Annotated in this window: 11 protein-coding genes and 1 pseudogene; 5 read left to right on the top strand and 7 right to left on the bottom strand. The window is 66.8% G+C overall.

Annotated features, from left to right (window positions below):
* Nucleotides 1–24 precede the first annotated feature (24 nt).
* The 3 genes from OG254_RS25165 (at nt 25) to pknB (ending at nt 5,110) form a co-directional block, all read left to right on the top strand.
* The gene (locus OG254_RS25165) at nt 25–1,473 is read left to right on the top strand and encodes an FtsW/RodA/SpoVE family cell cycle protein (protein ID WP_405585679.1); all 1,449 of its coding nucleotides are present in this window, start codon (nt 25–27) and stop codon (nt 1,471–1,473) included.
* Nucleotides 1,470–2,948, top strand: coding sequence for a peptidoglycan D,D-transpeptidase FtsI family protein (locus OG254_RS25160; RefSeq protein ID WP_405585676.1), 1,479 nt, complete (start codon nt 1,470–1,472; stop codon nt 2,946–2,948). Before OG254_RS25165 ends, OG254_RS25160 begins: the two co-directional genes overlap by 4 nt.
* A 170-nt stretch (nt 2,949–3,118) precedes the next feature.
* Nucleotides 3,119–5,110 carry a Stk1 family PASTA domain-containing Ser/Thr kinase gene (gene pknB / locus OG254_RS25155; RefSeq protein WP_405585673.1) on the top strand — a complete coding sequence of 664 codons (1,992 nt, stop codon included), beginning with the start codon at nt 3,119–3,121 and terminating at the stop codon, nt 5,108–5,110.
* A 98-nt stretch (nt 5,111–5,208) separates the two neighbouring features.
* Here the strand turns inward: pknB and OG254_RS25150 are convergent.
* Nucleotides 5,209–5,319: pseudogene (locus OG254_RS25150) on the bottom strand (class E sortase); the annotation flags it as partial.
* Nucleotides 5,320–5,458: 139 nt separating this feature from the next.
* On the opposite strand from OG254_RS25150, the gene OG254_RS25145 reads away from it, so the two are divergent.
* The gene (locus OG254_RS25145; RefSeq protein ID WP_405585670.1) at nt 5,459–6,490 is read left to right on the top strand and encodes a restriction endonuclease; all 1,032 of its coding nucleotides are present in this window, start codon (nt 5,459–5,461) and stop codon (nt 6,488–6,490) included.
* A gap of 101 nt (nt 6,491–6,591) precedes the next feature.
* Here the strand turns inward: OG254_RS25145 and OG254_RS25140 are convergent, their stop codons facing one another.
* Genes OG254_RS25140 through OG254_RS25115 form a run of 6 tightly spaced genes read right to left on the bottom strand, consistent with a single transcriptional unit; the run spans nt 6,592 to nt 10,906 of the window.
* The gene (locus OG254_RS25140) at nt 6,592–7,359 is read right to left on the bottom strand and encodes a class E sortase (RefSeq protein ID WP_405585667.1); all 768 of its coding nucleotides are present in this window, start codon (nt 7,357–7,359) and stop codon (nt 6,592–6,594) included.
* Nucleotides 7,360–7,365: 6 nt separating this feature from the next.
* Entirely contained in the window at nt 7,366–8,556 is a 1,191-nt protein-coding gene (locus OG254_RS25135) for a class E sortase (RefSeq protein ID WP_405585665.1), read from the bottom strand.
* Complete coding sequence (locus OG254_RS25130; RefSeq protein ID WP_351195434.1) at nt 8,553–9,191, bottom strand: aminodeoxychorismate/anthranilate synthase component II; 639 nt, start codon at nt 9,189–9,191, stop codon at nt 8,553–8,555. Before OG254_RS25130 ends, OG254_RS25135 begins: the two co-directional genes overlap by 4 nt.
* Complete coding sequence (locus OG254_RS25125; protein WP_030945481.1) at nt 9,188–9,349, bottom strand: hypothetical protein; 162 nt, start codon at nt 9,347–9,349, stop codon at nt 9,188–9,190. Before OG254_RS25125 ends, OG254_RS25130 begins: the two co-directional genes overlap by 4 nt.
* 54 nt (nt 9,350–9,403) lie before the next feature.
* Nucleotides 9,404–10,111 (bottom strand): class E sortase, encoded by a 708-nt coding sequence (locus tag OG254_RS25120; RefSeq protein ID WP_405585662.1) that lies wholly within the window; start codon nt 10,109–10,111, stop codon nt 9,404–9,406.
* Nucleotides 10,112–10,129: 18 nt separating this feature from the next.
* The gene (locus OG254_RS25115) at nt 10,130–10,906 is read right to left on the bottom strand and encodes a DUF881 domain-containing protein (protein WP_148000361.1); all 777 of its coding nucleotides are present in this window, start codon (nt 10,904–10,906) and stop codon (nt 10,130–10,132) included.
* A 141-nt stretch (nt 10,907–11,047) separates the two neighbouring features.
* On the opposite strand from OG254_RS25115, the gene crgA reads away from it, so the two are divergent.
* On the top strand, nt 11,048–11,302 hold the full coding sequence (gene crgA / locus OG254_RS25110; RefSeq protein ID WP_405585658.1) for a cell division protein CrgA: 255 nt from the start codon (nt 11,048–11,050) through the stop codon (nt 11,300–11,302).
* Nucleotides 11,303–11,319: the final 17 nt, after the last annotated feature.

The following is an 11,319-nucleotide window of genomic DNA, read 5'->3' as shown; positions in this document are numbered from 1 at the left end:
AGCCGTGAGAGGCCCCGTCACACCATGAGCAGTACTTCGAACTCGTCGACGCACCACACGTCCACGATCGGCGCGATCGGCGCGCCGAGCAGGCGCAACACCGAGCTCGCGCTGCTGGTGTTCGCGGTCGTCATCCCGGTTTTCGCCTACGCGAACGTGGGGTTGGCGATCAATGACCAGGTACCGGCCGGCCTGCTGGGCTACGGCATCGGGCTCGGCCTGCTCGCGGGCATCGGCCATCTCGCCGTACGGAAATTCGCGCCGTACGCCGACCCGCTGATGCTGCCGCTGGCCACCCTGCTGAACGGCATCGGCCTTGTCGTGATCTGGCGTCTGGACCAGTCGGAGAAACTGCAGGCGAGCAAGACCTTCGTCGAGGCGGCTCCACGCCAGTTGCTGTACTCCGCCCTGGGCGTCGCCCTGCTGGTAGCGGTGCTGATCTTCCTCAAGGACCACCGCGTCCTGCAGCGCTACACCTACATCTCCATGGCCACCGCGCTGTTCCTGCTCCTCCTGCCGCTCGTACCCGGGCTCGGCGCGGACGTCTTCGGTGCCAAGATCTGGATCAAGATCCCCGGCCTCGGCACGGTCCAGCCCGGCGAGTTCGCGAAGATCGTCCTCGCCGTCTTCTTCGCCGGCTACCTCATGGTCAAGAGAGACGCCCTGGCCCTGGCCAGCCGCCGCTTCATGGGCCTGTACCTGCCGCGCGGCCGTGACCTCGGTCCGATCCTCGTCGTCTGGGCGATCTCGATCCTCATCCTGGTCTTCGAGACCGACCTCGGTACATCCCTGCTGTTCTTCGGAATGTTCGTCATCATGCTGTACGTCGCCACCGAGCGGACCAGCTGGATCGTCTTCGGTCTGCTGATGTCCGCGGTCGGCGCCGTCGGTGTGGCGAGCTTCGAGCCGCACATCCAGACGCGTGTGCAGGCCTGGCTCGACCCGGCGCGCGAGTTCCAGCTCAGCCGCTCCGGTATCAGTGACGGCGTCGTCCACTCCGAACAGGCCATGCAGGCCCTGTGGGCCTTCGGCTCCGGCGGCACCCTCGGCACCGGCCTCGGCCAGGGCAACTCCGACCTCATCGGCTTCGCCGCCAACTCCGACTTCATCCTCGCCACGTTCGGCGAGGAGCTGGGCCTGGCGGGCGTCATGGCGATCCTGCTGCTCTACGGGCTGATCGTGGAACGCGGTGTGCGCACGGCCCTCGCGGCCCGCGACCCGTTCGGCAAGCTGCTGGCCGTCGGCCTGTCCGGCGCCTTCGCCCTCCAGGTCTTCGTCGTGGCCGGCGGTGTCATGGGCCTCATCCCGCTGACCGGTATGACGCTTCCCTTCGTGGCGTACGGCGGTTCGTCCGTCATCGCCAACTGGGCCCTGATCGGCATCCTGCTCCGCATCAGCGACACGGCCCGCCGCCCCGCGCCCGCCCCCGCGCCCAACCCCGACGCCGAGATGACCCAGGTGGTCCGTCCGTGAACAAGCCCCTACGCCGGATCGCGATCTTCTGCGGACTGCTCGTCCTGGCTCTGCTCATCCGCGACAACTGGATCCAGTACGTCCAGGCCGACGAGCTCAGGACCGACAAGGACAACCGCCGCGTCACCATCGAGCGCTACGGCACCCCCCGCGGCAACATCATCGTCGACGGCAAGACGATCACCGGCTCGAAGGAAACCTCCGGCACCGACTTCAAGTTCAAGCGCACCTATACGAACGGCCCCATGTGGGCGCCCGTCACGGGATACGCCTCCCAGGCCTTCGGCGCCAACCAGCTGGAGTCCATCGAGGACGGCATCCTCACCGGCAACGACGACCGGCTGTTCTTCCGCAACACCCTCGACATGCTCACGGGCAAGGAGAGGGAGGGCGGCAACGTGGTCACCACCCTCAACGGCGCCGCGCAGAAGGCCGCTTACGACGGTCTGAAGCGCCAGGGCGGCAAGGGTGCCGTCGCGGCCATCGAGCCGTCCACCGGCAAGATCCTCGCGCTGGCGTCCTTCCCGTCGTACGACCCCTCGTCCTTCGCCGGCAACTCCACGACGACCGACACCGACGCGTGGCAGAAGCTCCAGAAGAAGACCAACCCCGACGACCCGATGCTCAACCGGGCGCTGCGCGAGGTCTACCCGCCGGGCTCGACCTTCAAGGTGGTCACCGCGGCCGCGGCGCTGGAGCACGGCCTGTACACGGAAGCGGACGAGAAGACGAAGACGCCGCTGCCGTGGACCATGCCGGAGACCACGACCGTGCTGAAGAACGAGGGCAACATCCCCTGCAAGGACGCGACGCTCCGGGTCGCCCTCCAGTACTCCTGCAACACCGTGTTCGGCAAGGTCGGCTCCGACCTCGGCAACGACAAGATGCTGGAGACGGCCAAGAAGTTCGGCTTCACCGAGGAGCAGTTCACGCCGATCCGCACCAGCGCGTCGGTCTTCTCCGACGACATGAACCCCTCGCAGACCGCGCTGTCCTCCATCGGCCAGTTCAACACCGCCGCCAGCCCGCTGCAGATGGCCATGGTCGCCTCGGCCGTCGCCAACAACGGCACCCTGATGAAGCCGTACATGGTCGACGAGCTCCAGACCAACAACCTCGACGCCATCGAGAAGACGGACCCCGAGGAGATGAGCAAGCCGCTGTCGCCGGACAACGCGCAGATCCTCCAGGACATGATGGAGACGGTCGTCGAGGACGGCACCGGCAAGAACGCGCAGATCGACGGCGTGAAGGTGGGCGGCAAGACCGGTACCGCCCAGCACGGTGTGGACAACAGCGAGAACCCCTACGCCTGGTTCATCTCCTACGCCAAGGCCGAGGACGGCAGCTCGCCGGTGGCCGTGGCCGTCGTGATCGAGGACGAGAACGCCGTCCGCGACGACATCTCCGGTGGCGGTCTCGCCGCACCCATCGCCAAGAGCGTCATGGAGGCGGTCATCAACAGCAAGAAGTGAACCTGCTCACGTCCCCTTCACATCGGTGCACGTTGCGATACCGGTCCTGTATCGGGTTACGGGCTTGGCCAGGTCACACAAGATGAGCCGGGTACGGTATGCCCGGACGGCAGGCCGCCCCACCCACAAGGGTGAGGTCGGGACCGACGGAGAGGGCTGGTAGGTAGCTTATGGAAGAGCCGCGTCGCCTCGGCGGCCGGTACGAGCTGGGCCAGGTGCTCGGTCGTGGTGGCATGGCGGAGGTCTACCTCGCGCATGACACCCGGCTCGGCCGCACCGTGGCGGTGAAGACGCTGCGCGCGGACCTCGCGCGCGACCCGTCCTTCCAGGCCCGCTTCCGCCGGGAGGCCCAGTCGGCCGCCTCGCTCAACCATCCCGCGATCGTGGCGGTCTACGACACGGGCGAGGACTACATCGACAACGTGTCGATCCCGTACATCGTCATGGAGTACGTCGACGGCTCGACGCTCCGTGAGCTGCTCCACTCCGGCCGCAAGCTGCTGCCGGAGCGTTCCCTGGAGATGACCATCGGGATCCTCCAGGCGCTGGAGTACTCCCACCGCAGCGGCATCGTGCACCGTGACATCAAGCCCGCGAACGTCATGCTGACGCGCAACGGCCAGGTCAAGGTCATGGACTTCGGCATCGCCCGCGCCATGGGCGACTCCGGCATGACGATGACGCAGACGTCGGCGGTCATCGGCACCGCCCAGTACCTCTCGCCGGAGCAGGCGAAGGGCGAGCAGGTCGACAACCGGTCCGACCTGTACTCGACCGGCTGCCTGCTCTACGAGCTGCTGACGGTGAGGCCCCCCTTCGTGGGCGACTCCCCGGTCGCGGTGGCGTACCAGCACGTACGGGAAGAGCCCCAGGCCCCCTCGGTCTTCGACCCGGAGATCACGCCCGAGATGGACGCGATCGTCCTGAAGGCGCTGACCAAGGACCCCAACTACCGCTACCAGTCGGCCGACGAGATGCGTGCCGACATCGAGGCGTGCCTCGACGGCCAGCCCGTCGCCGCCACGGCGGCCATGGGCTCGGTGGGCTACGGCGGCTACCCGGACGACCAGCCGACCACGGCCCTGCGCTCCGCGGACGCCGGCGCCACGTCGATGCTGCCGCCGATGAACCCGGACGACGGCGGCTACGGCTACGACGACCGCCCGGGCCGGCGCCGCCAGAAGAAGTCGAACACCTCGACGATCCTGCTGGCCGTCGCGGCCATCCTGGTCCTCGTCGGCGCGATCCTGATCGGCAAGTGGGTCTTCGACGGCAAGAGCGCGAGCAACTCCCAGGTGCCGGTCCCGTCACTCGTGGGCGAGACCCAGGCCAGCGCGAAGGACCTGCTGACCAACAGCGATCTCAAGCTGGGGACGGTCACGCAGAAGGAGTGCGAGGACCAGCCCAAGGGCAACATCTGCGACCAGAACCCCCAGCCCAAGACCGAGGTCGACAAGGGCACCGCGGTCGACATCGTGGTGTCGAAGGGCGCTCCGAAGGTCACGGTGCCGAGCGTGATCGGCCTGGACCTGGACGAGGCGAAGGACAAGCTCGAGGGTGACGACTACCAGCTGAAGGTGAAGACGGAGTTCCGGGAGTCCCCGGACGAGGAGAACACCGTCCTCGACCAGGACCCCGTCAAGGGCGAGGAAGTCGAGAAGGGGTCGGAGGTCACCCTCACGGTCGCCAAGGCGGAGGAGAAGTCCACCGTCCCGGACGTCCTCAACCAGACCTGCGATGCCGCCAAGGCCCAGATGACGGCCAACAACCTGGTCGGTAACTGCGTCGAGGTCGAGACCCAGGACCCGAACCAGGTCGGCAAGGTCATCGGGACGTCGCCGCAGGCCGGCAGCGAGGCCGACAAGAACTCCACGGTGACCATCCAGATCGGCAAGCAGGCCCAGCAGAAGACCCAGGTGCCGAGCGTCGTGGGTCAGACGGTGGGCCAGGCCAAGCAGACTCTGGCGGCAGCCGGCTTCACCAACATCCAGTTCGCCAACGGCAGTGACCAGAGCGACACGGCCTTCGTCACGGACCAGGACCCGAAGGGCAACCAGCAGGTCGACGACCCGGCGAACACCCAGGTCACGCTGACCACCGTCGGCTTCGGCCAGAACGGCGGGAACAACAACGGCGGAAACGACGGCGGCATCTTCGGCTGAGGCTGAGGCTGACGGAAGAGTTTCCGGGATCACGAGTCGGCCCCGGCACCCTCATCAGGGTGCCGGGGCCGACTCGTACAACGCTCGTGGCCCGCCTTGATCGGGTCGCCCTTCTCGAGCTTGTGGATGTTGTGGAACTTCGCGCCATGGCCGTCCGGGTGCGCGGCGAGGGAGAGGTTGCCCTTCTTGCCGGACTGCTCGAGAGGCGCCCACGTTCCGCCCATTTCACCGTATGCACGTGCGTGCATCGATCGTGTCTTCACACTTCATGACTCGTTGATCGGGTGGGGTGGGGAGTCACAACTCTGCCCCGACCATGCGGCCACACCGGGAACGGAAGGGCAGAACATGATCAACGAATCGGCACTGATGGAGTCGAAGAGCCTGCGCGACAGCGTGCTGGAACGAACCGACGTGCTCGACAGAGTCAAGGCGCTCTCGCTGCTGCCGGACGGAATGCATGTGACGACGGCGATGGTGGCGGCGTACTTCGAAGTGAGCCGCAAGGCCATCGAGTCACTCGTGCTCGATCACCGAGAAGAACTGGTGGCCAACGGCTACCGCGTATTGGCAGGTACAGAACTGGCCTCCTTCAAGGAGGTCAGTGGGATTCCGTCGCGCTCTCGGTCCCTTGCGCTGTACCCACGCCGAGCCGTCCTCAACATCGCCATGCTGCTCCGGGACAGCGAAATCGCACGTCAGGTACGTGTGTACCTCCTCGACATGGAGTACCAGGCCCGCACACAGCCTGTGGATAACCCTGCCCCGACTGAGGTCGCCTCCCTCGACGACCGTATCGACCAACGCATCACCCACATCCTCGGCAAGACCGTCGTCCCCATGTTCAACGCCCTGATCGAAACGTCCGGCGAGCACAGCAGGGAGCTGATCGCGCTCCGCGCAGGTGTCCAGCGCATCGAGCGACGGCTCCACCAGCACCACGCCCGACTGCAGAGGCTCGAAGGGGTGCGAGACGACAGGCCCGCCGTGGGAGTCATGGCTGCCATGGACGCCATGAACGGCCACACGTTCGAGCGTCACATCGCCAAACTCCTGAGCCGTGACGGCTGCACGAACGTCGTCGTACAAGGCGGTCGCGGCGACCGCGGCGTCGACGTCATCGCGCTCACGCCCGACGGCCGACGCCTCGTCGCCCAGTGCAAGAGGTTCGCGCCCTACCTGAACATCACCAGCCCCGATGTCCAGAAGTTCATCGGGTCGGCGAAGGTTCTGCACAGCGCGGACGTGGCGCTCTACGTGGCGACGTGCCCCTTCACCCCCGAGGCCCTGAGCATCGCGGCCGAGGCCGGCATCACCGCCGTACACCGTGGGGTACTTGAGGTGTGGAGCGCAGGGGAACCGCTGACGGTCCTGGAGTAATCACGACGTGACGCAAAGAGGCCCGAAGTCGCAAAGGGAAGTTGCGGCTTCGGGCCTCCGTCATGCTACGAGACTGGCCCCCTCAAAGGGGGCCAGTCAGTTCAGCGCAACTCCTCAGGCAGCGTCCGCTCCTCGTCCACCTTCTCCACGCGCTCCAGCTCGCCCCACACCACATACCGGTACCGGCTCGTGTACACCGGCGTGCAGGTCGTCAGCGTGATGTAGTGGCCCGCCTTGGTCTTTCCCGATTCCTTCGGGACCGAGGAAAGGACCTGGACGTTGTACTTCGAGGTCTCGGCGAGGACGGCGTAGACCTTGTAGACGTACCACTTGTCCTTCGTCTCGAAGACGATCGGGTCGCCCTTCTCGAGCTTGTGGATGTTGTGGAACTTCGCGCCGTGGCCGTCCCGGTGCGCGGCGAGGGAGAAGTTGCCCTTCTTGTCCGACATCGGCAGGGACGCCTTGACCGGGTCGGTGTAGTAGCCGGCGACGCCGTCGTTGAGGATCGTCGACGTCGTGCCCTTCTCGACGAGGATCTCGCCCTTCGTCATGGCGGGGACGTGAAGGAAGCCGATGCCGTTCTTGGCGTCGAACTCGGCGGGACGGCCGGAGTCCTCGTCCTGGTGGGCCCAGATGTCACGGACCTTGTCGGCCTGTTTGTCCGCCGCCCGGTCGGCGATGACGTTCGTCCACCACAGTGAGTAGACGACGAACAGGCCCAGCACCAGGCCCGCCGTGATGAGGAGTTCGCCGAAGACGCTGACCGCCATCGCGATCCGGCCCATGCCGCGACGGCGAGCCGGGGGGTGCCATGACGCGGGGTCGGCCGTGTGCTCTTCCGTGCCGTCGGTGGTCGCTGCCACGTTCATCTGCCCTTAATTTACGAGCGCATCCGGCTTGCCCTTGCTGCGCGGCCGTTCCTCGACCATCTTGCCCCAGACGATCAACCTGTACTTACTGGTGAACTCCGGCGTGCACGTGGTGAGTGTGATGTAGCGGCCCGGCCCGGTGAAACCGGACCCCGGCGGAACCGGATCCAGCACGCTCACATTGCTCGGCGACGTCACCGGCAGGATCGACGCCATCTTGTACACGAAGTATTTGTCCTGCGTCTCCACGACGATCGCGTCGCCCTGGGCGAGCCGGTTGATGTAGCGGAACGGTTCGCCGTGGGTGTTGCGATGGCCGGCCAGGCCGAAGTTGCCGGTCTTGGCGTCCGGCATCGGCGTCTTCAGCTTGCCCTCGCCGTAGTGGCCGACCATGCCCCGGTCGAGCACCTTCTTGTTGCTGATGCCCTCCGCGATCGGGACGACGACGTCCAGCTTCGGGATGTGCAGGAGGGCGAAGCCCTGCCCCGGCTCGAAGGTCCCCGGGTTGCCCTTGCCGCTCGCCCAGTCGTCCTGGAGGCTGCTGGCTTCCTTGTCCGCCTGTGCGTGCGCCCGGACGTTGGTCCACCACAGCTGGTAGCTCACGAACAGCAGCATCAGCACGCCGGTGGTGATGAATACCTCACCGATCGCCCGGCTGGCGACGGTTGCCGGGCTGGGCCGACGCGCCTTGGCCTGCCGGCGGGCCTCCATGCGGGACAGGGGGGCGCCGGAGCTCTCCGAGCCCGTCTCGTCGGCCTCCGACAGCGGGCGGGAGCCGCCATGACGCCCATGACGCCGCTTGGCGGCCTTCCTGCGGGCCGCACGGCCGCCCGTCGGGGTGGAAGAGGCGGAAGTGGCGGAAGAGGCGGGAGAGGCGGGAGAGGGCCGTATGGCCTCGCCACGGGGCGGCGGATCCGCGATCCGCAGGGCTACGGTCTCGTCGTCCGGCGGGGGTATGTACGGCTCGGCGTACGGCTCCTGGACGGCGGCCGCGGGCGGCACTTCGCCGCCGTAGCCCTGACTGCCGTACCCCTCGGCTCCGTAGTTCTCCCCGCCGTACCACTCCCCGAGCGCATCGGACCCCTCGTACGGCTGCTGCCCGTACGAGGTTCCCTGGTCGCCGGCGTCGCCGTAGGAGTCCGTGAAGGACTCCCCGTACGCGGCGCCGGACTCGCGCTCAGGGCGCAGGGCGGTCACGCCGTGGCCCTGCCCACCACCGGGGCGAGCCCCGCCGACCTCGCCACCGCACCCTGGTCGCCGCACTCCACCAGCCAGTTGGCCAGCATCCGGTGCCCATGCTCGGTCAGCACCGATTCGGGGTGGAACTGCACGCCCTCGACCGGGAGTTCGCGGTGGCGCAGGCCCATGATGATGCCGTCGTGGGTGCGCGCGGTGACCTCCAGATCGGCCGGGACCGTCGCCGGCTCCGCCGCCAGGGAGTGGTAGCGGGTCGCCGTGAACGGCGTCGGCAGGCCCGCGAAGACGCCCTTGCCCTCGTGCTCGACCAGCGAGGTCTTGCCGTGCAGCAGCTCCGGCGCACGGTCCACGACACCGCCGTACGCCACCTGCATCGACTGCATGCCGAGACAGACGCCGAAGACCGGCACCCCGGTCGAGGCGCAGTGCCGGACCATGTCCACGCACACGCCCGCCTCCTCCGGCGTCCCCGGGCCCGGCGACAGCAGTACGCCGTCGAAGCCGTCCTGGGCGTGCGTCGTCGACACCTCGTCGTTGCGCAGCACCTCGCACTCGGCGCCCAGCTGGTAGAGGTACTGGACCAGGTTGAAGACGAAGCTGTCGTAGTTGTCCACGACCAGAATGCGCGCGCTCACTGGTTGTCCACCGTCACATCGTTGAAGGGCAGGAGCGGTTCGGCCCACGGGAAGACGTAGTTGAACAAGACGTAGACGACGGCCATGGCCAGCGCGAGCGAGAGCAGCGCCTTCACCCACGCATTCCCCGGCAGATGCCGCCAGATCCAGCCGTACATGCCGTCCCTTCCGTCGCACCACGGCACCCAGACTCACGCCGTACAGCCAACAGACTAACGGCGCAACGCCTCGGGTTTCCCGGCCTCCACAGGCTGGGTGGAATCCAGGTGGGCCCACACGATGAGCCGATGACTGTGCCCCCACTCGGGATCGCACGTGGTCAGCGTCAGATACCGGCCTTCACGCGTGTACCCCGAGTTACGGGGCACAGGGCCAATCACCTCAACGTCCGTGGGCAGGGTTTTGTAGGGGCCTTTGTCGATCCGATACGTGAACCAGGTACTTCCGTCGGTCAGCACCACCGCGTCACCGGGCCGCAGCCTGGGGAAGTCCTTGAACGGATCGCCATAGGTGCGCCGATGACCGGCGACCGAGAAGTTGCCCTTCTGACCGAGCTGGGCGGTGCTCGCGTAGTGGCCGAGGCCCTTCTTCAGGGTCTTGGTGGCCGTGCCTTCGAGAACCGGCTTGTTCCACGTGAAACCAAGACGTGGGATGTACATGATCGCGAAGGGCTTGTCCGCCGCGTAAGGCGCCGGCTTCGGCGGACTAGCGGTCGCATCCGGACTCGCCGCACCGCCGGGAGCCGCGTCCGTCGGGCCCACGGCGCCCTGCGCCCACTGCTCCTGCAACTGATCGATCTGGTCGTCCATGACGGTGTCGGCCTTCACACCGGTCCAGAAAAGGACGTAGACGACGAAAAGGACGATCACGGCGCCGACGGTGATGCACAGTTCGCTGACGGTCCTCACGACGACGCGCACCGGCAGCTCCAGGGAAGATCACTCCACGGGCTTGGCGTACTGCAGATCCACTGTGCCCGAGTAGCCGGGCAGAGTCACCGTCCCGTCCTCGGTGACTTTCCAGCCGAGGCCGTAGACATTGACGTAGACCATGTAGTTCTGGATCGCCTTCGAGGCAGCGAGCGCCTGCTGCATCTTCTCCGGATCCCCGACCGCCGTGATCTTGTACGGCGGTGAGTAGACCCGGCCCTGGAGGATCAGGGTGTTGCCCACGCAGCGCACGGCGCTGGTGGAGATCAGCCGCTGGTCCATGACCTTGATGCCCTTGGCGCCGCTCTGCCACAGCGCGTTGACCACGGCCTGCAGGTCCTGCTGGTGGATCACCAGGTAGTCCGGCTGCGGCTCGGGATACCCCGGGAGCTTGGCGGTGGCGTCCGGCGGGGCGTCATTGAGCGTGACCGTGATGGCCTCACCCGTCAGCTTCTGGGTCCCGGCACTGTGCTCCAGCCCGGCCAGCTTCTCGTCCTCCGCCTTGGTACTGCCGTCGTCCCGCTCGGCGAGTGCCTCCACGTCGTCACGCAGGGACGCGTTCGCCTCGCCCAGCTCACCGTTCCCACGACTACGCTCATGAATGAGGTCCGAAAGCTTCAGCAATGAGGCATCCGTGCGGATATTGGTGCCCTTGGCCGTGTTGAAACTGGTGAAGAAAATGAGCCCCGCGAGAGCGAAGACCGCCGCGGTGAGCACCCGCACCGGCCGGAAACGGCCGCGGGCAGGGCTGGATCCCGTAGGGGGAGAGTCGGCAGAATTGCTCAACGTACCCTTATCTCCTTCGGCGCCGCGGAAGCACTACGCTAACGGACGCCCGGGGGAGCAATCAGAGTCCCCTTGTACGCTGCCCCGAGCCCGACCAAGTTCCCTGCGCGGCCACGCAGCGCATCGACAGGAGAGACCCTCGTGCCGAAGTCACGTATCCGCAAGAAGGCCGACTACACGCCGCCGCAGTCGAAGCAGGCGACCGCCATCAAGCTGACCAGCCGCTCCTGGGTCGCACCTGTGATGCTGGCCATGTTCATCCTCGGTCTGGCATGGATCGTCGTCTTCTATGTGACCGACGGTTCGCTGCCCATCGAGGCGCTGGGCAACTGGAACATCGTGGTGGGCTTCGGCTTCATCGCCGCCGGATTCGGCGTCTCCACACAGTGGAAGTAGCACCCGAACCCTCGGCC

This window comes from Streptomyces sp. NBC_01092 (assembly GCF_045039535.1).
Lineage (GTDB): Bacteria > Actinomycetota > Actinomycetes > Streptomycetales > Streptomycetaceae > Streptomyces.
The sequence above is the reverse complement of the archived record's forward strand: the minus strand, read 5'-3'. Positions and strand labels throughout refer to the sequence as shown.